General features: G+C 73.3%; 23 protein-coding genes and 1 pseudogene. 12 read left to right on the top strand and 12 right to left on the bottom strand.

The genetic code is table 11. The annotated features are described in order from the left end of the window. The first annotated feature begins 11 nt into the window (after positions 1-11). A complete protein-coding gene (locus J3473_RS00620; RefSeq protein ID WP_030528131.1) occupies positions 12-446 on the top strand; it encodes a nitroreductase family deazaflavin-dependent oxidoreductase in 435 nt (144 codons plus the stop codon). Between the two features lie 26 nt (positions 447-472). Here the strand turns inward: J3473_RS00620 and J3473_RS00615 are convergent, their stop codons facing one another. Both J3473_RS00615 and J3473_RS00610 read right to left on the bottom strand, forming a co-directional pair. Continuing rightward, positions 473-931: a hypothetical protein gene (locus J3473_RS00615; RefSeq protein ID WP_207021492.1), complete on the bottom strand. Its 459-nt coding sequence runs from the start codon at positions 929-931 to the stop codon at positions 473-475. Next, positions 924-1286, bottom strand: coding sequence for a hypothetical protein (locus J3473_RS00610; RefSeq protein WP_030528129.1), 363 nt, complete (start codon positions 1284-1286; stop codon positions 924-926). The genes J3473_RS00615 and J3473_RS00610 overlap by 8 nt, the downstream gene beginning before the upstream one ends. A gap of 81 nt (positions 1287-1367) precedes the next feature. Between J3473_RS00610 and J3473_RS00605 the strand changes: the two genes are divergently transcribed. After that, entirely contained in the window at positions 1368-2273 is a 906-nt protein-coding gene (locus tag J3473_RS00605; RefSeq protein ID WP_207021491.1) for an alpha/beta fold hydrolase, read from the top strand. 25 nt (positions 2274-2298) lie between these two features. On the opposite strand, the gene rocD is transcribed toward J3473_RS00605, so the two are convergent. The 4 genes from rocD to J3473_RS00585 all read right to left on the bottom strand — a co-directional run bounded on the left by rocD (position 2299) and on the right by J3473_RS00585 (position 5844). Beyond that, positions 2299-3516: an ornithine--oxo-acid transaminase gene (gene rocD, locus J3473_RS00600; RefSeq protein WP_207021490.1), complete on the bottom strand. Its 1218-nt coding sequence runs from the start codon at positions 3514-3516 to the stop codon at positions 2299-2301. 76 nt (positions 3517-3592) lie between these two features. Next, positions 3593-3976 carry a hypothetical protein gene (locus J3473_RS00595; protein ID WP_030528126.1) on the bottom strand — a complete coding sequence of 128 codons (384 nt, stop codon included), beginning with the start codon at positions 3974-3976 and terminating at the stop codon, positions 3593-3595. Between the two features lie 104 nt (positions 3977-4080). Continuing rightward, entirely contained in the window at positions 4081-5070 is a 990-nt protein-coding gene (locus J3473_RS00590; RefSeq protein WP_207021489.1) for a patatin-like phospholipase family protein, read from the bottom strand. Positions 5071-5148: 78 nt separating this feature from the next. Beyond that, a complete protein-coding gene (locus J3473_RS00585; RefSeq protein WP_207021488.1) occupies positions 5149-5844 on the bottom strand; it encodes a SprT-like domain-containing protein in 696 nt (231 codons plus the stop codon). Between the two features lie 249 nt (positions 5845-6093). Here J3473_RS00585 and J3473_RS00580 point away from each other — a divergent pair, with 249 nt between their 5' ends. Then, entirely contained in the window at positions 6094-7665 is a 1572-nt protein-coding gene (locus J3473_RS00580) for an OFA family MFS transporter (RefSeq protein WP_242525597.1), read from the top strand. Positions 7666-7791: 126 nt separating this feature from the next. Here J3473_RS00580 and J3473_RS00575 read toward each other — a convergent pair whose 3' ends face one another. The 3 genes from J3473_RS00575 to J3473_RS00565 all read right to left on the bottom strand — a co-directional run bounded on the left by J3473_RS00575 (position 7792) and on the right by J3473_RS00565 (position 9748). Continuing rightward, the gene (locus tag J3473_RS00575) at positions 7792-8544 is read right to left on the bottom strand and encodes a hypothetical protein (protein ID WP_207021487.1); all 753 of its coding nucleotides are present in this window, start codon (positions 8542-8544) and stop codon (positions 7792-7794) included. 134 nt (positions 8545-8678) lie between these two features. Then, the gene (locus J3473_RS00570) at positions 8679-9272 is read right to left on the bottom strand and encodes a DUF6318 family protein (RefSeq protein WP_207021486.1); all 594 of its coding nucleotides are present in this window, start codon (positions 9270-9272) and stop codon (positions 8679-8681) included. Positions 9273-9370: 98 nt separating this feature from the next. Beyond that, positions 9371-9748, bottom strand: a complete 378-nt coding sequence (locus J3473_RS00565) for a helix-turn-helix domain-containing protein (RefSeq protein ID WP_207021485.1) — start codon at positions 9746-9748, stop codon at positions 9371-9373. A gap of 101 nt (positions 9749-9849) precedes the next feature. Here J3473_RS00565 and J3473_RS00560 point away from each other — a divergent pair, with 101 nt between their 5' ends. Next, positions 9850-10716: an SDR family oxidoreductase gene (locus J3473_RS00560; RefSeq protein ID WP_207021484.1), complete on the top strand. Its 867-nt coding sequence runs from the start codon at positions 9850-9852 to the stop codon at positions 10714-10716. Next, positions 10713-11552: an SDR family oxidoreductase gene (locus tag J3473_RS00555; protein ID WP_207021483.1), complete on the top strand. Its 840-nt coding sequence runs from the start codon at positions 10713-10715 to the stop codon at positions 11550-11552. The genes J3473_RS00560 and J3473_RS00555 overlap by 4 nt, the downstream gene beginning before the upstream one ends. A gap of 33 nt (positions 11553-11585) precedes the next feature. On the opposite strand, the gene J3473_RS00550 is transcribed toward J3473_RS00555, so the two are convergent. Genes J3473_RS00550 through J3473_RS00540 form a run of 3 tightly spaced genes read right to left on the bottom strand, consistent with a single transcriptional unit; the run spans position 11586 to position 14076 of the window. After that, positions 11586-12596 (bottom strand): aldo/keto reductase family protein, encoded by a 1011-nt coding sequence (locus tag J3473_RS00550; protein WP_207021482.1) that lies wholly within the window; start codon positions 12594-12596, stop codon positions 11586-11588. A gap of 57 nt (positions 12597-12653) precedes the next feature. Continuing rightward, positions 12654-12956, bottom strand: coding sequence for a hypothetical protein (locus J3473_RS00545; RefSeq protein ID WP_207021481.1), 303 nt, complete (start codon positions 12954-12956; stop codon positions 12654-12656). Positions 12957-12990: 34 nt separating this feature from the next. After that, positions 12991-14076 carry a hypothetical protein gene (locus J3473_RS00540; protein ID WP_207021480.1) on the bottom strand — a complete coding sequence of 362 codons (1086 nt, stop codon included), beginning with the start codon at positions 14074-14076 and terminating at the stop codon, positions 12991-12993. Positions 14077-14340: 264 nt separating this feature from the next. On the opposite strand from J3473_RS00540, the gene J3473_RS00535 reads away from it, so the two are divergent. The 7 genes and pseudogenes from J3473_RS00535 (at position 14341) to J3473_RS19385 (ending at position 21360) form a co-directional block, all read left to right on the top strand. After that, positions 14341-16035, top strand: a complete 1695-nt coding sequence (locus J3473_RS00535) for a SulP family inorganic anion transporter (RefSeq protein ID WP_207021479.1) — start codon at positions 14341-14343, stop codon at positions 16033-16035. 259 nt (positions 16036-16294) lie between these two features. Continuing rightward, on the top strand, positions 16295-17380 hold the full coding sequence (locus J3473_RS00530; RefSeq protein ID WP_207021478.1) for a glycosyl hydrolase: 1086 nt from the start codon (positions 16295-16297) through the stop codon (positions 17378-17380). A 240-nt stretch (positions 17381-17620) separates the two neighbouring features. Further along, positions 17621-18208 (top strand): hypothetical protein, encoded by a 588-nt coding sequence (locus J3473_RS00525; protein ID WP_207021477.1) that lies wholly within the window; start codon positions 17621-17623, stop codon positions 18206-18208. 141 nt (positions 18209-18349) lie between these two features. Further along, entirely contained in the window at positions 18350-18937 is a 588-nt protein-coding gene (locus J3473_RS00520) for an RNA polymerase sigma factor (protein WP_207021476.1), read from the top strand. Next, a complete protein-coding gene (locus J3473_RS00515; RefSeq protein WP_207021475.1) occupies positions 18934-19926 on the top strand; it encodes a hypothetical protein in 993 nt (330 codons plus the stop codon). Before J3473_RS00520 ends, J3473_RS00515 begins: the two co-directional genes overlap by 4 nt. A gap of 62 nt (positions 19927-19988) precedes the next feature. Next, positions 19989-20747: pseudogene (locus J3473_RS19785) on the top strand (DUF222 domain-containing protein); the annotation flags it as partial. A 241-nt stretch (positions 20748-20988) separates the two neighbouring features. Then, on the top strand, positions 20989-21360 hold the full coding sequence (locus J3473_RS19385; protein WP_242525596.1) for an HNH endonuclease: 372 nt from the start codon (positions 20989-20991) through the stop codon (positions 21358-21360). Positions 21361-21362: the final 2 nt, after the last annotated feature.

Here is a 21362-nt window from a genome sequence, read left to right as displayed (position 1 = left end):
TGAGAGAGAACATGAGCGACGACTACATCCCCTCCCCCTCCGACTGGGTGCGCGAGCAGGTCGAGAAGATCGACGAGACCGGCGACACCCGTTCGGTCAGCGTGATGGACCGCCCGGTCGTCATGCTGACGATGCGCGGCCGCAAGACCGGCGCGGTGCGCAAGGTCCCGCTGATGCGCGTCGAGCACGACGGCACGTACGCCGCCGTCGCGAGCAAGGGCGGCGCGCCGGAGCACCCCGTCTGGTACGGCAACCTCCTCGCCGACCCGAACCTCACCCTCCAGGACGGCACCGAGTCCTGGGAGGCCGTGGCCCGCGAGATCGACGGCGCCGAGCGCGAGGAGTGGTGGGAGCGCTGCGTCGCCGCCTACCCGCCGTACGCGGAGTACCAGACCAAGACCGACCGCCTCATCCCCGTCCTGCTGCTGGAGCGCAAGGACGCCTGAGGCGCCGACGTCGCCCCGCCACCGGCTCAGTCGGAGGTCGGGGCGACGTCCTGCTCGTGGGCGGCCGCGTCGGCCCGGGCGCCGCGCTCGACGCGGCGGAACCACAGCAGGCCGAGCACCGGCAGGACGAGCGGCACGAACCCGTAGCCCTGGCCGAAGTGCGACCAGACGGTCTTGTCGGGGAAGGCCGACGGGTCGAGGTAGGACGCGAGCCCGACGAGCAGCACGCCGGCGAGCTCGACCGCGCACGCGACGATGCCGACGCGCACCCAGCGGCCACCGCGGGCGAGGCACCACGTCGCGAGCAGGTAGACGACCGCCGCGAGCGCCGACAGGACGTAGGCCAGCGGGGCGCGGTCGAAGTACTCCGAGATCTGGAGCACCGAGCGCCCGGTGGCGGCGAGCGCCAGCACGCCGTAGACGACGACGAGCAGCACGCCGGGGCCGCCGAGGGCCCGGCGGTCGCGCGGGGCGGGGTCAGTCATAGGACATCCAGATCTGGGCGAGCCGGGCGGACATGACGCCGACGGCGAACGCGCCGACCGCGATCGAGCCCATGGCCCAGCGGGACTTCTCCTTGATGGCGAGGAACGCCGTGCCCGGCGGGATCACCGGCAGGCTCACGAGGTAGGCGATGAACGTCGCCCGCTCGGCCGAGTCGGTGACGTGCCCGCTGCCGACGAGCCCACCGACGAGCACAACGAGCAGCGCGAGCTCGAGCAGCCCCGCGATCCCGAGGAGCAGGTCGTCGATGAGGCGGTCCCGGACGGCGTAGACGACCGCCGCGCCGCAGAGGACCACCGAGAGGCCCACGACGACGTACGTCAGCGCTGCGATCACCGGCTCATGCTAGACGGGCCGCCGTCCACGACGGCGCGGGTGCCCGTGCCGGCGCCCGGGTCGGGGTGCGACACTGCGGACATGGCAACGGCGCAGCTCGGTGACGTGGAGATCGCCTACGAGGTCGACGGGCCCGACGACGGGGTGCCGATGCTCCTCGTCATGGGTCTGGGGACGCAGCTCGTGGGCTGGCCGCAGGACCTCGTCGACGGCCTGGTGGCGCGCGGCTTCCGGGTCGTGCGGCACGACAACCGCGACATCGGCCTGTCGAGCTTCACGCCGGGCCCTCCCCCGCCGCGCGCGGCGGTCGTCCGCAGCTTCCTGCGGCCGGGCTCGGGCGGGGCCGACTACCTGCTCGCCGACATGGCCGACGACGCGGCCGCTCTCCTCGACCACCTCGGCATCGCTGCCGCCCACGTCGTCGGCGCCTCGATGGGTGGGATGATCGCGCAGCAGCTGACGATCGACCACCCCGAGCGGGTCCTCAGCCTCACCTCGATCATGTCCAACACCGGCAGCCGCCGGCACGGGCGCGTCCACCCGCGGCTCCTGCCGACGATGGCGATGTCCTTCACGCAGCCGCGGCCGACCGACGAGGAGGAGGCGGTGCGCCTCGGCGTCGAGGGGTGGCGGGTCATCGCCGGGCCGCTCTTCGACGAGGAGGAGATGACGGCGCAGGTGCGGGCCGCGGTGCGGCGCAGCGTCAGCCCCATCGGCACGGTGCGCCAGCTGCTGGCCATCCTCGACAGTCCCGACCGCACCGAGCGCCTGCGCGAGGTCGACGTGCCGACGCTCGTCGTCCACGGCCTCGCCGACCGCCTCGTGCAGCCGAGCGGCGGCATCGCGACCGCGCAGGCCGTGCCGGGCTCGCGGCTGCTCATGTTCCCCGACATGGGGCACGACCTGCCGCGTTCCCGCCGGGTCGAGATCGTCGACGCCATCGCGCAGAACGCGGCCCGGGCGGCCGAGGTGCGCGCCGGCTCCTGAGCCCGGGTCTGTGCTGTCGGCCCGGTCAGCCGAGGCAGGCGCCGACGGCCTCGACGAGCAGCTGCACCTCGTCCTCGGTGACGACGAGCGGCGGCGCGAGCCGGATGGTCGAGCCGTGCGTGTCCTTGGCGAGGACGCCGCGGGCCAGCAGCCGCTCGCACAGCTCGCGCCCGGAGGGGCCGCCCGGCGAGACGTCGAGCCCGGCCCACAGGCCGCGCACCCGCAGGCCGTCGAGGCCCCGGCCGACGAACGGGCGCAGGCCCTCCTCCAGGACCGCACCCAGCCGGGTTGCGCGCGACTGGAACTCCCCCTCGGCGAGCATGAGGCAGACCTCGTGCCCGATCGCCGCGCCCATCGGGTTGCCGCCGAAGGTCGAGCCGTGCGAGCCGGGGGTGACGACGTCGAGCACGGCGTGGTCGGCGGTGATCGCGGACACCGGGTAGAGGCCGCCGCCGAGCGCCTTGCCGAGGACGTAGACGTCGGGACGGACGTCCTCGTGCTCGCACGCGAAGGTGCGACCGGTGCGTGCGAGGCCGGACTGGACCTCGTCGGCCACCATGAGGGCGCCGGCGGTGTCGCAGACCTCGCGGACCGCGCGCAGGTACCCCTCCGGCGGGATGACGACGCCGCCCTCGCCCTGGATCGGCTCGAGGAGGACCGCGACCGTCGTGTCGTCGACGGCCGCGCGCAGGGCGTCGACGTCGCCGTACCGCACCGTGCGGAACCCCGGTGTGTAGGGGCCGTACTCGTCGCGCGCGACCTTGTCGTCCGAGAAGCTGACGATGGTCGTGGTGCGTCCGTGGAAGTTGCCCTCCATGACGACGATGCTCGCAGTGTCCTCGGGGACGCCCTTGACCCGGTAGCCCCACTTGCGCGCGACCTTGATCGCGGTCTCGACGGCCTCGGCGCCGGTGTTCATCGGCAGGACGACCTCGTGACCGGTCAGCGCCGCGAGCTCCTGCGCGAACGGCCCGAGCCGGTCGTTGAGGAAGGCCCGGCTGGTCAGCGTGAGCCGGTCGAGCTGGGCGTGGGCGCGGGCCCGCAGCCGGGGGTGGCCGTGGCCGAAGTTGAGCGCCGAGTAGCCGGCCAGGCAGTCGAGGTAGCGCCGGCCCTCCACGTCGGTCACCCAGGCCCCCTCGCCGTGGGCCAGCACGACGGGCAGCGGGTGGTAGTTGTGCGCTGCGTAGCGCTCGGTGAGGGCGATGTGCGCGCCCGAGTCGAGCGGGGTGCGGTCTGACGTCATCGTCGAACCTCCTTCATCCCGACCCTAGCGACGCCGCCGGGTGGGGGGCGGGAGGCGGGCGCGGACGTCGGCGGGCTCACACCGTCCCGGGCGCGACGACGAGGTAGACCGAGGCGGCGAGCGCGACGACGACGGCGGCGAGCTTGTCCGCGGGCAGCGAGGTGCCGAAGTGCAGCCGGTCGACGAGGAGGATGCCGACCTGGAGCAGGACGATCCAGCCCATCGTCACGACCGCGAGCTCGGCGTAGCGCAGCGACGAGGCGTAGACCCAGAAGAGGACGACGAAGGCGAGCACGCCGCCGACGAGCGCGACGGCGCTGCCGTCCTCGGCCCAGTGCTTGGCCGCGACCGCCCCGAGCAGGTCGAGGCCGGCGAGCACGGCCATCGCGGCGAGCGCGACGACCGGCAGCGGCCACGAGTCGGGGACGGGGAGCAGCGGGACGGAGCGGATCGTGGGCATGGCGGTCTCCGGGGCGTGGTGGGCGACCCGGGGTCGGTCGCCCCTCGCCGGTCAGGAGGCGCGCGGGGGCCGCGCTGATACCTCGCGCGTCGGCCGTGCCGCGCTCAGGCGTCCCAGACCTCGGCGATCCGCGGGGCGATGCGGGCCCCGTGGGCGCGGGCCGCCTCGAAGGTCTCGGCGCCGCGCGTCATGTCCAGCGGGTTGGCGCCCATCGCCCAGAGGTCACGGGCGTCGGGGACGACGATCGCGGTGCGGCTCTCGGCCTTGAGGGCGCGCAGCTGCATCCGCGGGAGGTCGCGCAGGTGCGGGCCGACCGGGTACGGCGAGAGGACGAGGATGCGCCGGTGCCCACGCGCGAGGTCGACGTTCGCGATGCTGCGCAGACCGCCGTCGACGTAGCGTCGTCCAGCGACCTCGACGGCCGGGAACACGCCGGGCACGGCGCAGCTCGCGGCGACCGCCCGCTCCAGCGGCACTCCCCCGCGGCCGTCGAAGACGACCGAGGTGCCGGTCTCGGCGTCGACCGCGGTGACGAGCAGCCGGCCCTCCGGCCAGTCCTGGCCGACGAGGCCCAGCCCGACGGTCCCGAGCCACTCCTCCTCGGTCGGGGTGGCGGCCTCGAGCGCGGCCCGGGCGACGACGGCCCGGCCGCCGCGGCGGTCGGTGCTCAGGGTGGAGCGGACGTAGCGTCCGGCGTCCGCCGGCCCGAGACGGCCGTAGCTCGTCAGCGGAGCGCCCTCCCGGATGCGGTCGAACGCGCTGTCCTCGTCGGTGCCGAGGCGCAGGTGCGCCGCGACGATCGACCCGGCCGACGTGCCGACCATCGTGTCGGCGGTGCGGACGTCGACGCCGCCGTCGCGCAGGCCGAGGACGATGCCGGCCTCCCACGCGATGCCGGTGGCGCCGCCGCCGGCGAGGACGAGCGCACGCTCGACGCCGTCGGCCGGGGGCGTCCACTCCTCGAAGCCCCCGGTCGTCGGGTCGGCGACCTGGTGCGTCCCCTCGAGGGCCGGCCGGGTCGTGTCGTCCGCGACGGGGTCCGGGCCCGGTCCCGGGTCCGGGGCAGGCCCGCTCGCGTTCTCGTGGGTGCTCACGCCGTCCATTGTCGGTGGTCGCCCCCGGCCGGACCACCTCCGCCCGCCGTGAAGGTCGTCACCGGACGAATCCTGAGGTCAGGCGACCTGTCCGGACCGCAGCCTGCGCACGGCGTCGAGGGCCAGACCGACGAGCTCGTCGCCGACCCTCACCTGGCAGCGCACCGCCCCGACCAGCTCGACCTCGCCGACCAGCCCGGCCCAGGGCCCGGTCGAGACCTCGACCTCGTCCCCGACCCGCGGCGGCTCGGCGACCACCCGGGGCGCGAGCGAGGCCCGGCGCAGCTCGGCGAGCTCGGCCGCGTACCGCGGGGGCATCGAGGCCGGCCGGCCGCGGTAGGTCCACGTGAAGAGGTGGGCCGCGTCGAAGGTGCGCGAGCAGCGACCGCAGGACATCACGCGGGTCGGGGCCCGGTGGCGGCTGCGCTCGTGGCCGGCCGGGCAGCGCCCGACCCAGTCACCCGGGACACGCGGCGCGTCGGCGGGGACGCACCGCTCCCCCGAGCAGCCGATGCGCACGGCGGTCGCGCGCCACACCTCGTCGTGCCCGTGCTGCGGCCCGACGAGCGCGTGCGCGATCTCGTGCAGCAGCGTGTCGCGCACCTCCTCCTCCGAGTGCAGCCGGGTGAGGGGCGCGCTGATGCCGATCTGCCGACGGGCGAAGCGGCACACCCCGGCCCGCGTCTTCGCGCGGTCGGCGACGACGGTCCAGCCGTCCAGGCCGTGCTCGCGGACGAGCCGCCGCCCCATCGCCAGTGCCTGCTGCAGGTCCATCGCCACCTCCTCGGTCGATCTCGTCGGGACGAGCCTAGGCAGCGCCACCGACAGCATGGCCGCGCCACCCCGGGCGGACGTCGCTCCTGTGGACGACGCGCCCTCCCGGTGTGGCCTGTGGACGGTGACCGGATCGGTGCGTCGCTCCGGCCCCGGCCGCTCACGCGCCTGCCTAGTCTCGTCACCGGCGCGCCGAGGGGTCAGCGTCCGAGGCGCAACGTCGCGCCGGGAGTAGTGGAAGGGGTACCCATGTCCGCCACCACCACCGAGAGCAGGCCCTCCGGGTCCGGCCTGCTGTCGCTGCTCGACCGGCACCACACGGTCGCGCCCCGCGACTACAACCGCTGGCTCATCCCGCCGGCGGCATTGGCCATCCACCTGTGCATCGGGCAGGTCTACGCGACGAGCGTCTACAAGGCGTCGATGGTCGCCCACTTCGACAGCTCCCTCACCGCGGTCGGGCTCGTCTTCTCCATCGCCATCGTCATGCTCGGCCTCTCGGCCGCGGTGCTCGGCACGTGGGTCGACCGGGTCGGGCCGCGCAAGGCGATGTTCGCCGCCGCCTGCGCCTGGGCGCTCGGCTTCCTCGTCGGCGCGGTCGGCATGGCCACCTCCCAGCTGTGGCTGGTCTACCTCGGATACGGCGTCATCGGCGGGATCGGGCTGGGCATCGGGTACATCTCGCCGGTGTCGACGCTCATCAAGTGGTTCCCGGACCGCCCGGGCCTCGCGACCGGCATGGCGATCATGGGCTTCGGTGGCGGGGCCATGGTCGCGTCGCCCCTGTCCCGGCAGCTCATGTCGTTCTTCGACGCCGACTACGACCCGTCGGTCTCCGGCTCGCTCGCGAACGGCACCGCCCTCACGGGGCTCTTCGTCAGCCTGGCGGTCATCTACTTCCTCGTGATGATGATCGGCGTCACGAACGTCCGTGTGCCGGCGCCGGGTTGGGCCCCGGAGGGCTTCGACCCGTCGACGCTGTCCAGCAAGAGCGACCTCATCACCGACCGCAGCGTGTCGGCGGCCAACGCCATCAAGACGCCGCAGTTCTGGCTGCTGTGGGTCGTCCTCTTCTGCAACGTGACCGCCGGCATCGGCATCCTCGAGCAGGCCGCGCCGATGATCCAGGACTTCTTCCGCGGCTCCGACGGCACCTCGTCGGTGGCGGTCGCGGCGGCCGGCGGGTTCGTCGGGCTGCTGTCGCTGTTCAACATGGCCGGGCGCTTCGTGTGGTCGTCGACCTCGGACAAGATCGGTCGCAAGCCGATCTACATGGTCTACCTCGGGGTGGGGATCGTCCTCTATCTCGTTCTCGCGCTGATCGGTTCGACGGCGACGGCGATCTTCGTGCTCGTGGCGGCGATCATCATCAGCTTCTACGGCGGCGGCTTCGCCACGGTGCCGGCCTACCTGCGCGACCTCTTCGGCACCTTCCAGGTCGGCGCCATCCACGGGCGGCTGCTCACGGCGTGGTCGGCGGCCGGTGTCGCCGGTCCGCTCATCATCAACGGCTTCCTCGACGCCGCGGGCACGCCCGGCAAGCTGACGGCGGCGGACTACCGGCCCGCGCTCTTCACGATGGTCGGGGTGCTGGCGGTCGGGTTCGTCGCCAACCTCATGGTGCGCCCGGTGGCATCGAAGTTCCACGAGCCGGAGGGCCGGACGGCCGCCGCGGCCGAGGACTTCCCCGGCGACGAGGCCGAGGGCTCGACCGCGCGCGGCGGCTCGCTGCGGGTGTACCTGTCGTGGGGCGTCGTGCTCGTGCTGCTCGCCTACGGCGTGGTCCAGACCCTCATCACGGCGGCCAAGCTCTTCGCCTGACCTCCTCGACCCGCTCCTCCCCGCGATCTGCGGGGGTCCGCGTGCCACCGCACCCGGACCCCCGCAGATCGCCACGAGAAGCGGACGAGCCGGTGCCGGCTCCCGACGAGACGGACGCGGGCGTCGTCAGTTCGAGTAGAGACGGGCCTTGGCCTCGCGCACGGTGAGGGTCACCGGCGTGCCCTGGAGCTCGACCGTGCCCGGGATGTCGATCCAGCCGCTGCCCCCGACCCGGAACTGCCCCGAGTAGACGATGTCGGCGCGGACCTGCTGCTCACCCGGCCGGGTGTAGGTCTGCACGACGGTGCCGTCGGGGTACGGGCCACCGAGGTCCTTCGTCGGACCGACCGTCCGCTCCCCCAGGTGGTAGGTGATCGCCGTGAGGCGTGGCCGGATCTCGACCTCGTGACCGAGCAGCGTCGCCGGGTCCGGACGGTCGACCTCGTCGGGCCCGAACCCCGCCTCGGGGAACTGCACCTCGAAGAACGTCGGCAGGTTGACGAGGGTGACGTCACCCTCCGGCTGGATGTTGACCGTCGGCTTCGTGAAGTCGGTGTCCCGGAACGCCTGACGGATCATCCCCATCGTCAACGCGTTCGCGTTGCCCGGCACCCGCTCCGGCCAGCACGTCAGCGCGACCTGCTGCCACTGCCCCGGAGGGCCCGTCACCGGGGTCCCGTCCTGCTCGACGACGCGCCGGTAGACGACCACCGCCGGCCCCTCCCCACCACCGGAGGCGATGCGGCACATCCCCCAGGACTGCGGGCAGAGGTCGCCCTCGTTCCCGCTGTCCGGCCCCCCACCTCCACAGACGGACACCGCGCGGTAGTCGTGGAAAGGCCCCTTGGCTGCAGCGCTCTTGAAGTACGAGTCCGCCAAGTGGTCCGTGTCGCCGCTGCTCAGAGTGACTCGGCTGCCGACCTCGCTCGCGCTGCCGCTGATCGAATCGTCGGCGGGACTCGCGGAGGGCAGAACCATGGTGGCCGCCAGAAGGAGGACGCCGCCCGTGACCGTCATGAGGTCTTCTCCAGTTCGAGGAGCCACCAACGATCTGACTTCCAACGAAGCGTGACGTAGTAGTCCAATTCCTTGCGCTCATCGGTCCTCACGGCATCCCCACTCGCGTTCACGATCGCGACACGGTTCTGGATAAGGCGAATCTGCGTGAACTGCTGCCCTGCGGGCGCGCCACCGAACACGTCAACGCTCTGGAGACGAGCTGGATCAGACTTATAGCGCTGCTCATCCTCGGCAAGACGCGCGGCCGTCGCCTCCGTCTTCTTGCAGAACTGGCACTCGGGGTCGCTGAGGGACTTGATGAGGCCAGGTTGGGGCTCGGTCCAGGCGACGTTGAACTGGTCGAAGAAGTACTCGACGTACGCCTCGGCGCCGGCGGGGGTCTGCTCCCGCGCAGCGGCCGGGATCTCGGGACCACTCGAACTGGGCGAAGGAGATGGGCTCGACGACGGGGACGCGCTCGGGCTCGCCGACGTCGCGCTCGGCGTCGGCGAGGGCGACGGCTCGTCACCGCCGGAGGAGTCGCACCCCGCGAGCAGCACCGACGCCAGCGCGGCCCACGCGACGACCCAGCGCGATCCCCTCGTCATGCCTGCCTCTCCGGGCGCCCCCTCGGCGACCTGACCACAAGGTACCGAGCATCGGCGCAGAGGGCACGCGGTCATCCACAGGCCCGCGACGGCCGGGCTCAGCGGGTGCGCGCCACGATCCCCTCGGCCCGGGCCGCGACCCACCCGAGCAGGGGCACGAGGTGCCCGGCGAGCTCCTCACCCATCGTCGTCAGGCTGTACTCGACCCGCGGCGGGATGACGGGGAACGCCTCGCGGTGCACGAACCCGTCGGTCTCGAGCGTCCGCAGCGTCTGCGCGAGCATCTTCTCGCTCACGCCGTCGGCCCGGCGCCGCAGCTCGCTCCAGCGCAACGGCCCCTCCGTGAGCGACACGAGGACGAGCAGCCCCCACTTGCTCGTGACGTGGTCGAGGACCGTCCGGCTGGGGCACCCGGCGGCGATGACACCGTCCGGATAGATCGCCCGCAGGTCGCTGACCTCGTTGCTCACCGTCACGCCAGTACCTTACTCGAAAGTGCGTACTGTCCCTCGGGAAGCGACCACCACACCGTCCGGTTGCACCCACCGACCCCGCAGCACCCAGAGAGGACCACCCCATGACCATCGTCGTCACCGGCGCCACCGGCCAGCTCGGCCGCCTCGTCGTCGAAGCGCTCCTGCGCCGCGGCGCCTCCCCCGCCGACGTCCTCGCCACCGGCCGCGACACCGACCGCCTCCGCGCCCTGGCCGACCTCGGCGTCCGCACGGCCGTCGTCGACTACGCGGACCCGGCATCCCTCCGCGACGCCTTCGACGGCGCCGACCGCGTCCTCTTCGTCTCCGGCAGCGAGGTCGGGCAGCGCATCCCCCAGCACACCAACGTCGTCGAGGCCCTGCGGTCCGCGGGCGTCGGGCTCGTCGCGTACACGAGCATCGCCGGTGCCGACACGTCGACGATGCAGCTGGCCGCCGAGCACCAGGCAACCGAGCAGATGCTCCGCGACGCCGGCCTCCCCCTCGTCCTCTTGCGCAACAGCTGGTACCTCGAGAACTACACGCCGCAGGTGCCGACCTACCTCGAGCACGGCGCGGTCGTCGGTGCTGCCGGCGAGGGCACGGTCAGTGCCGCCACCCGCGCGGACTACGCGGACGCCGCCGCGGCCGTGCTCCTCGACCCCGACGCCACCCCCGGGACGGTCCACGAGCTCGGCGGTGAGGGCTTCACCCTCGCCGACCTCGCGGCCGCCGTCTCCGAGGCGTCCGGACGCGAGGTCGCCTACCGCGACGTCACCGAGGACGAGCTCGCCGGCATCCTCGCCGGCGCAGGCCTCCCCGACCCCGTCGCCCGCGTCTTCGCCGACTCCGACCGGGGCATCGCCCGCGGCGAGCTCGAGGTGACGAGCGGTGACCTCGAACGCCTCATCGGCCGCGCACCCACCTCGATGCGGCAGGCCGTCGCCGACGCCGTGGCGGCGCGGTCGTGACCCGCCTCATCGGCGTCACCGGCTCCACCGGAGCGGTCGGTGGGCTCGTCGCGCGTGACCTCGTCGCGCGCGGGCTCCCCCAGCGACTCATCGTCCGGGACGCCTCTCGCGCACCGCAGCTCGACGGCGCCGAGGTGGCCGCGGCCTCCTACCGGGACGGCGATGCGATGCGCGCCGCGCTCGACGGTGTCGACGTCCTCCTGCTCGTCTCGGCGTCCGAGTCCGAGGACCGGATGACCGATCACGCGACCGCCGTCCGCGCCGCCGCTGAGGCCGGCGTCCGCCACGTCGTCTACACCTCGTTCCTCGGCGCGGCGGCCGACTGCACGTTCACGCTCGGCCGTGACCACTGGGCGACGGAGGGACTGGTCCGCGACAGCGGGATGGCCTTCACGTTCCTGCGCGACAGCCTCTACCTCGACTTCCTCCCCCTGATGGCGGGCAAGAACGGCGTCATCCGCGGACCGGCCGGTGACGGCAGGCTCGGAGCGGTGGCGCGCGAAGACGTCGCCCGCGTCGCGACTGCCGCGCTGCTCGACCCGGACGCGCATGCAGGGCGCACCTACGACCTCACCGGCCCGGAGGCGTTGTCCTTCAACGAGATCGCTACCACCATCAGCGAGGTGACGGGGCAGGAGGTCACCTTCCACCACGAGACGGTCGAGGAGGCGTACGCCAGCCGCGCCCCCTACGAGGCACCCGACTGGCAGCTCGACGCGTGGGTGTCGACGTACACCGCCGTCCGCGCCGGCGAGCTCGACGTCGTCACCGACGACGTCCGGCAGGTCACCGGAAGGGCGCCGGTCTCGCTGCGAGAGCTCCTCTCCCGCAGCTGAACCGGCGCCCCATCCGACGAGTTCGGCTGCGCCTCAGGCCACGCGGGTCTGCGGCGCGTTCTTCTCGGTCATCGCCGGGTCGCGCACGACGGAGTCACCGAGCGCGTCGTCGATGGCCTGCATCGCCGAGGGCTCGAGGGTGACGCCCGCCGCCTTGACGTTGCTCTCGACCTGCTCGGGCCGCGACGCACCGACGAGCGCGGCGGAGACGTTGTCGTTCTGCAGCACCCACGCGATGGCCAGCTGCGCCATCGTCAGGCCGGCCTCGTCGGCGATCGGCTGGAGCTTCTGCACGCGGGTCAGCAGCTCGTCGTCCATGAAGCGCTTGATCATGTCGGCGCCGCCCTTGACGTCGGTCGCGCGCGACCCGGCGGGCGGGGCCTCACCCGGCTTGTACTTGCCGGTGAGCACGCCCTGCGCGATGGGGCTCCACACGATCTGGCCGATGCCGAGCTCCTCGCAGGCCGGGACGACCTCGGGCTCGATGACGCGCCACAGCATCGAGTACTGCGGCTGGCTCGAGATGAGCTGGATGCCGAGGTCCTTGGCGAGGGCGTGGCCCGCGCGGATCTGGTCGGCGGTCCACTCCGAGACACCGATGTAGAGGGCCTTGCCCTGCCGGACGACGTCGGCGAACGCCTGCATCGTCTCCTCGAGCGGCGTCTCGGTGTCGTAGCGGTGCGCCTGGTAGAGGTCGACGTAGTCGGTCTGCAGCCGCTGGAGCGAGCCGTTGATCGACTCCATGATGTGCTTGCGCGAGAGGCCGGTGTCGTTCTTCCCGCCGGGGCCGGTCGGCCAGTAGACCTTGGTGAAGATCTCGAGGCTCTCGCGCCGCTCGCCCTTGAGGGCCTCGCCGAGGACGCTCTCGGCCTTGGTGTTGGCGTAGACGTCGGCGGTGTCGAAGGTGCTGATGCCATGGTCGAGGGCGGCGCGCACGCACGCGGTGGCCGCCTCGTTCTCGACCTGCGACCCGTGGGTCAGCCAGTTGCCGTAGGTGATCTCCGAGATCTTGAGACCGCTGTTGCCGAGGTATCTGAAGTCCATCCACCCACAGTAGGAGGGGTCCGCCCGCGCGAGGCTCGACAGGTGCGGGCGGACCCCCTACTTCGACGGCGTCGTCGTCGGGGTGGCCGCGGGCGAGGACACGACGGTCCGGGCCGGAGCGGGTGGCTGGGCGTCAGCGGGGGCGGCCCCGCCTGCGCCCACGTAGAAGCCCAGCAGGCCGGTGACCAGGGCGAGGACGATGCCGAGCCCGGTGAAGAGGCGCGGTCGGGTCCCGTAGAGACCGGCCGGTCCGGGGACCGCGACGCCGTAGTCGTTCTCCCAGAAGTGCCAGCCCTTCGGCGCCGCGGGCCACTCGGGCTCGGGGCGCCATCCGGGGTCGGGCAGCCAGCCCTCGGGCATGGGCGGCCAGGTGGGGGGCGTGACGAAGCGCATGTCAGGCGGACGCGCGGCGCTCGGTGCAGCACAGCGCCGCGAGGCGCTCGGCCAGCCCGGGCACGACCTCGAGGGCGACCGGCTCCATCGCCTTGTCCGCCCCGGCGGCGCCGAGCACGGTGCCGCGGCCGATTCGCCCGAGCAGCGACACCGCGTCGAGCCCGAAGTCGGCCCGGTGCAGGTCCTCGCGGGCGATCTCGGCGACGGCGAGCAGGCAGACGTCGTCGTAGGGGCCCGTGGCCGTCGACCGCAGCACGTGCACGCGGACGGACCCCGCACCCGGCGAGGCGGCGAGCGCGCGACGCGCGGTCGCCACCAGCAGGCCGGCGACGTGCTGGCGGTAGAGCTCGGCGCGGTGGGCGGCCGAGGCACGCCGGATGGTGAGCGCGCGGTCGGCGGCCATCCGCACCTCCTCCGCGGGGAGCACGTGCTCACCGGGCGCGAGGACGGCGATCTCGAGGACGGACCCCTCGGCGCCGAGCGCCTTGGCCCGCGTGCCCGGCTCGCGGGCGAAGACACCGTCGACGTGCTCGGTGACCGTCGCAGGGTCGTTGGCGCACAGCGCCCTCCACCAGGCGTCTAGACGGCGCTCCTCGGCGCGCACCCGCTCCTCGGCGGCGCGGCGCGCGACGTCGATGTCGGAGTGGGCCCGGCGGCGCGCGACCTGGGCGGCCTGCCGGCGCTTGGACAGGTCGAACCACGGCACGCCGCGGACCGCGGCCTCCGCGTGACGGGCGACGATCGTCGACTCGTCGACCCGGTCGGCGCGCGGCGCGCAGGGGCGCTGGGCCGGGGCGAACCACGAGCGGTGGACGGATGTCAGGGCGTCCTCGGCGTCGAGGATCGACTCGGCCAGGGCCGACGTCGCGGCCGACGCGTGGGTGAGGGTGAGGCGGCCCGCGCCGGGGTCCTGGGGCAGCTGGCGACGGGCCACGGATCCCGTCGTCGAGGGCGCCGGTACGGTCGTGGAGGCCTCGCCCGCCGGGACGGGGACACCCGCCGACGAGCGCTGCGAGAACGTCTCGCGGAACGCCGGGCTCGACACCCGGACGCGGGCTCCGTCCACCGTGACGACTGACGTGCTCACCTAAATCTCCTTCGCGGGGTTCCGTCCCTCTGCTGGTGGAAAATTACTGACCCAGAGCGCTTCTCGACCGCCACTTGACCAACCCTTTAAGAACCCGTGGCGCGCTCGTGACCGACACCGTTGTCACCCTCCACCGAACGGTCGAGGCCCTCCGTCCGTCCGTCCGATGGTCCGCGGCGGTCGGTCCGTGCTGGGCTGGGTAGTACGGATTCCGCACGCGTGGAACCTGCTCGTCCCGCCGTCGCGCAGGAGCAGGATGGAGGGGTGCGCGCGCTGTCGACGATGGTCCCGGAGAACCTCCGGTCACTGCGTCACTACCCGCGCGGTCATCTCGCGGGCGACGTGCTGGCCGGCCTCCTCGTCGCCGCGCTGGCCGTGCCGCAGTCGCTCGGGTACGCGGCCGTCGCCGGGGTGCCCCTCGTCGTCGGGCTCTGGACGCTGCCGCCGGCGCTCCTCGCGTACGCCGTCCTCGGTTCGTCCAAGGTGCTGTTCGTCGGCCCGGTGTCGACGGTGTCGGTGCTCTCCGGCTCGATCGTCCGGGTGCTGTCGGGGGGCGATCCTGCGGCGGCGGTCGGCCTGACGTCGGGGCTCGCGGTGGTCGCGGGGCTCGTCCTCGTCGTCGCCGGCGTGCTGCGGCTGGGGTGGGTCGCGCAGTTCCTCAGCGAGCCCATCGTCACGGGCTTCGTGGCGGGGCTCGTCGTCCTCATCGTCGTCGGGGAGGTCCCGGCGCTGGCCGGCCTGCCCGCCCCCACGGGCTCCCTGGGCGACCGTCTCGTCGCGCTCCTGCACGGAATCGGTGGCTTCGACGGGTTGACGCTGGCCGTCGGCGCTGTCGCGCTGCTCGTGCTCTTCGGGGGGCAGCGCCTCGCGCCGCGGGTTCCGTGGTCGCTGGTCGTCCTCGTCGGTGGGGTCCTCGTGTCCGGGCAGGCCGGGCTGGCCGGACGCGGCGTGCGGACGGTCGGCAGCGTGCCCGGGGGCCTGCCCGTGCCGCGGCTGCCGGACGTCGACCCGCACCTGCTGTCGGGGCTCGTAACCGGCGGTGTCGCGATCGCGGCAGTGGCCGTCGCCGAGGGGCTCGCGGCGGTTCGCCTCTTCTCTGCCGAGGACGTCGACGCGCGCACCGACGACCGCGAGCTCGTGGCCCACGGGGCGGCCAACCTCGCCTCGGGGGCGTTCGGCGGGATGGGGGTCGGCGGCTCCCTGTCGAAGACCGCGGCCAACGCGAGCGCCGGCGCGTGGACGCAGCTGAGCGGCATCACCGCCGCTCTCGCCACGCTCGGCTTCCTCGTGGCCGCCACCGGTCTGCTGGCGGATCTGCCGCGCACGGTGCTGTCGGCGGTCGTCATCCGGGCCGTGTGGGGGCTGGTGCACCCACGCGCGTTCAGCCGCTACCGCAGGCTGCGGCGCAACGACTTCGTCGCCGCCGTCGTGGCCCTCGTCGGGGTCCTCGTCCTCGGGCCGCTCAACGGGCTGCTCGTCGCCGTGGCCCAGTCCGTGCTCGGGCTGGTCTACCGGTCCGTGCAGGTGCGGGTCGACGAGATGGGCCGTGTCGAGGACGAGAAGGCGGCGTGGGGCTCGCTGCGCTCGGACCCCACCCGGCGGACCTACCGCGGCGTCGTCGTCGTCCGACCGGACGGGCCGCTGTTCTGGGCCAACGCCTCGACGGTCCTGGCCCAGGTCGAGCGGATGGCCCTCGACCGGCGCGCCCGGGACGGCGGCGCCACGCTCGTCCTCGACCTCGAGGCGACGAACCAGATGGACGCCACGACGTGCGACCGCCTGGCGCACCTCGTCCGCGCGCTGCGCCGGCGCGACGTCGACGTCCAGCTCGTCCGCGTCCTCGCCGACGTGCGGGGTGTCCTCGAGCGCTCCGGGCTGGTCGACGAGCTCGGGCCGCACCACCTCTGGCACTCCATCGCCGCGGGCGTCAAAGCCGCGCGCGGCACCTTCGGCGGGTGAGCCCGATCACATTGCACCAGCCGAAAAACGTTGTGCGACGACCGCTCCCACCGTTCGTGGGGGCAGCCGCGGACGGGTGGCCCATGCCCCGATCGTCCGAACGGCCATTGGATCCGAGTTCGACCGTGGCCGCTCGGGCGGACGACTAATTTCACTTTCAGATCGCGCTCCCTGCACTCAAGGTGCCTCGCGCGATCCCCGCCCTCGACGTGCTGGGGAGCCGTAGGCCGGGTGGCACCAGAAAAGAAGACGATTCGCCATGGGTACTTCCATGTCCCCGAGCCGCCGTCGCGCGGCCCAGTCCTTCGGCGCACTGCTGGCCGTGGCCTCGCTCGGCCTCACCACGGCGGGAGTCGCAACCGCCCGCCCGGTGACCGACCGGCTCTCCCCGGTCAAGACCGTCGTCGGGGCTGCTCGCCCGCTCGGCTCGGTCGCGCCCCAGGTCCCGACCACGCCGACCCCCACCCCCACGCCCACCAAGCCCGCCCCCACGCCGACCCCGACCAAGCCGGCCCCCACGCCCACCACCCCGGCGCCGACCACCCCGACCGTCTTCTTCGGTGCGGCGGGCGACGTCGACACCCTGACGTCCATCGCGGGCGAAACCGTCGGCCGGCACGCCTACGGCAACTTCCAGGGCGCGGTCCCCCAGGGTCGGATGATCACGGCCAACGCCTCCGGCGTGCCGTGGACCAGCGTCTCGAGCGCCGTCCCCGGGACCCCGATGTACAACAACATCGTGCGGTGGGCGCAGACCATCAAGGCGCGCCCCGGCAAGATCCTGTTCTCCTTCGGCCACGAGCCCGAGGTCGTCAAGAAGGCCGGCCTCGGCACCCCCGAGGAGTACCGCGCCGCCTACCAGCGCGTCTGGACGATCTTCCGCCAGCAGGGCGTCACCAACGTCAGCTGGGTGTACCAGACCACCGCGTGGGCCTACCGGGTCAACCAGACCGCGCTCGGGTCGGCGACCACCTGGTACCCGGGTGACGCCTACGTCGACGTCGTCGGCGGCGACGCGTACAACTGGAACACCTGCGGCCTGCCCGGCCAGAACAAGAGCGTGCCGCTGAGCACGATCGCCGGCGGGATCCTCACGTTCGCCAAGGCGCACAACAAGAAGGCGTCGCTGCCCGAGTTCGCCGCCACCTCGGCGCCCGACCGCGCGCAGTGGCTCAGCGACGGGTACAAGTGGCTCAAGGCCAACAACGCCTACTTCGTGGCTGCGTACTACTTCAACCGCCCGCCGACCAACCCGGACAACATGGACTGCGTCTGGTGGCTGAACACCCCGTCCGAGTACGCCACGTACAAGGCGATCATCCAGGACTCCTGGACCGTCAGCTAGGTCCAGCCCGGTCCGACCGGCCCAGCCCACGGAGACCCCTCTGGTGTCTCCGTGGGCTGGGCCGCGTTCGGGGACAGCCGTTCTCGCATGGACGGACCTCGATACAGGCGGTGTGACCGAGGCGACATCAGAATGCCTTTTCAACTACTACGCGTAGTAGTAGTTTCAGTGGTGCAAGACCACCCGGCACCACAGACCACGGGCCCTCACCCCGGGCCCACCCGAAGGGACGCGAACGACATGCGCAAGGCATTCGACAAGCTCATCTCCTGGACCGGCATCATCGTCGCCACGGTCCTCCTCGTCGCCGCGGGCCTGCTCACGTGGGCCTCGACCTTCGCCACCAGCACCGTCCACGACCAGCTGGCCGCCCAGCAGATCACGATGCCCGTGGCCGCCGCCCTCACGACGCCGCAGATGAAGGCCGAGCTGACGCAGTACGCCGGCCAGGAGCTGACCACCGGCGCGCAGGCCAAGGCGTACGCCGACTACTACATCCAGGCCCACATGGACGAGGCCTCGCAGGGCAAGACGTACTCGCAGGTCTCCGGTGAGTACATGGCCGCCCTCAAGGCCGCCCCGACCGCGCAGGCCACGCAGGACCTCGGCCAGCTGCGCCAGACCCTCTTCATGGGAACGACCCTCCGCGGGATGCTCCTCAACGCCTACGCCTTCGCCACCATCGGTGCGATCGCGATGTGGGCCGCCATCGCCGCCTTCGCCGGCTCCCTGGTGATGTTCGTCCTCGGCGGCCTCGGCCTCCGGCACGCACACAAGGTGAACCTCGTCGAGGCCCCCGCCATCGAGAAGATCCACTCCCACGCCTGAGATCGCAAAACCCCCTGCTCCGCGATCTCGACAACGAGGCCCCGGTCGGACCACCCGACCGGGGCCTCACCCTGTCGGTAACGCCGGGGCCGGTGCCGGACACGTGGGGTGTGTCAGGCTCACCGCCGTGGGAGGGGACGCATGAGCACGCCCGAGGTCCGCTTCGCGACGCTCTTCGACGCGACGCACGTCGCGCTGCTCGGCTACGCCGTCCGCCGGGTCGCGGACCCCGCCGACGCCGCGGACGTCGTCGCCGAGACCTTCCTCGTCGCCTGGCGCCGGTTGGAGGACGTCCCGCCCGGCGACCAGGCCCGCCCGTGGCTCTTCGGCGTCGCCCGGCGGGTGCTGGCCAACCACCACCGCGGTGAGCGCCGCCGGGTCGCCCTCGCGGACCGGCTGCGTGACTCGCTGCACCAGTCGGTGCCTCCGCCCGAGGTCCGTGAGCCCAGCATCGTCGAGCGGGCCGTGGAGCGGCTCGGTGCCGACGACCGCGAGCTGCTCCGCCTCCTCGCGTGGGAGGAGCTCGCACGGGACGAGATCGCGCTGGTGATGGGGCTGTCCCGGGCGACGGTCCGGGTGCGCCTGCACCGGGCTCGTGTGCGCTTGAGGGAGGCGATTCGAGAGCTCGAGACGCACTCCGACTCTCCTCCGGTGCAACGAAACCCGACAGCCGGACATGAACCCCGCAGATGGGCGACCGCCCGTCCCGGCCCCGAGGAGACATCGTGAACGACCACGAGGTGATGACCGCCCTGCGCAGTGCCCGTCCGGTCGACGACGAGACGCTCTCCGCGGTGGCCGACCGGCATGCGCTGCAGGCGCTGCGAGAGGGGATCACCATGACCGACCGCCACGCTCCCCCGACCGTCGAGACGCCGCGGAGGGGCCGGCGTCTCGGCGGTCGGGGACTCACCGCGGGCACCCTGGGGCTCGTCCTCGTCGGGGGCGGCGTCGCCGTCGCGACGAACGCCTGGGACCGCGGTCCCCTGCTCGACGGGATCAACTGCGGGACGGCCCTGGAGGTCAGCGACGGAGAGGTCACGCTCGTCGGCTCGGTCTCCGGTCCGTCGCGCACCGGTGACGACGTGGCCGACTGCGCCGCTCTTCGGTCGGACGCGGGGATGCCGCCGCTCGCCGACCCGGAGGCGCTGACGATCGGCGGCGTCCGGTACGTCGTGGCGCGGGCGGGGGTGCCGGCGGCTGCGCGTCCTTCGTCAGTGGCGACAGTGGCTGAGGTCGACCGCGCAGCCCACGTCGCCCTCGATGCCGCCCTGGCCGACTGGGTCGACGGGCCCCAGGGCGGTTGCTTCACAGCCACCGAGGCGGAACGCTACGCGCGGGGTGCACTGGGTCGCGCGGGCCTGTCGAAGTGGACGGTCCGCGTCGTGGCGTCGGGAGCCGTCGGTTCCTGCGCCGGAGTGGAGGTCGGCGCGGACGGACGCTCGGTCGAGGTGACGCCGGGTGCGCGCGAGCGCATCGAGCGCGGCTCCGGCACGGTTGACGAGACGGTGCTCGACGCAGCCGAGGGGCTGCGTCGAGCCCTCGCGGGACGGTGCCTCGGCGTCGGGGAGGCGGAGACCGCGGCGCGAGGCGTCGTCGGCTCGACCGGACGGGTGGTCGCGGTGGCGGACGATTCGCTCGCCTGCGCGGACATCGACCTCGTCGTCGGCGGCGCGATGGAGGTCACCGTCCGCGGTCCGTCATCATCCCGGCCCTGAGCGGCGCCATCGCGCAGCGCCCCGGTCGCGAGCCCGGGGCGCTGTCGGTGGTCGTCCCTACGATGGGGAGCAGCAGGAGGGAGAGCGCCATGGGGGTCGCCGCAGGGGTCGCGAGTCGATCCGCCGCGGCCTCGGTCACGGCGTTCCGGACGTCTCTCGCCGACGTGCCTGTCGAGGAGCTCGACGACCGCGAGCGCATCGATCTGCTGACCGAGCTCGAGCGGCTCAAGGGCGCCGTCGCGGCGGCCCAGGCCCGAGCCACCGACGCCTTCCGGCGCTCCCACGAGGCGGCCGCACCCCAGGACGCTGCGCGCTCCGTCGGGTCGCAGGTCGCGCTCGCTCGCCACGAGTCCCCCACTCTCGGTGACCGGTTCGTCGGGATGTCCCGCGCGCTCGTCCACGAGATGCCCGTGACGATGGCCGCGCTGACCGACGGCGACATCGGCGAGCGGCACGCCCTCGAGGTCGTCCGCGAGACGGCCACGCTCACCCGCGAGGACCGCGCCGAGGTCGACCGCCGCCTCGCCGGCGTCCTCCCCCGGTTCGGGCCACGGGCCGCCGGCCGCGCCGCGCGACGGGTCGCTGCCGAGCTCGACGCCGCCTCCGTCGTCCGCCGCATGGAGGCAGCGGCCGCCTCCCGACGCGTCTCGGTGCGCCCCGCACCGGACGGGATGGCATGGCTGACCGTGCTCGCCCCGCTGCGCGACGCCGTCGGCGCCTACGCCGCGGTGCGTGCCCGCGCCCAGCTGGTCGTCGGTGGCGGGTGCGACGACGAGGCACCCGACGGGCGTGGCCTCGGCGCGGTCATGGCCGACACCGCCACGCGGCTGCTCGCCGGCCTCGCGGTCGGGCAGGTCCAGCCGGTCGAGGTCCACCTCGTGATGACCGACCGCTCCCTCTTCGGGACGGGCGACCCCGCCGCCTCCGTCGACACCCCGGCCCGCATCCCGGGCCACGGCTCGGTCCCCGCACCCGTCGCGCCGGTGGGTCCGCGACGCCGGCGACGCCTCCGTCTGGCTGCGACGCCTCTACGTGAGCCCCGACGGCAGGGACCTGGTCACGATGGATGCCCGCCGTCGGCTGTTCACCGGCCTTCTGCGCCGGATGGTCGTCCTGCGCGACGACGTCTGCGCCACCCCGTGGTGCGACTCCCTCGTCGCCCACGCCGACCACGTCCACCCCGCGCGCGACGGTGGGCCGACGAGCCTCGTCAACGCGGCGGGACTCTGTGCCCGGTGCAACCTCGTCAAGGAGTCGCCCGGGTGGCAGGTGGTCGTCGTGCGCGGGTCACCCCACGAGCTCGAGGTCCGTACCCCGACCGGACACCGCCACCGCACTCTGTCCCCGCCCCTCCTCGGATGGGGCTCCGACCCCCCGCCCGACGACGAGTCCGTGCTCGAGCGTCACTTGGCCGCCCTCCTCGATGCCGCCTGACC

This window comes from Phycicoccus sp. DTK01, from assembly GCF_017312765.1.
Lineage (GTDB): Bacteria > Actinomycetota > Actinomycetes > Actinomycetales > Dermatophilaceae > Phycicoccus > Phycicoccus jejuensis.
The sequence above is the reverse complement of the archived record's forward strand: the minus strand, read 5'-3'. Positions and strand labels throughout refer to the sequence as shown.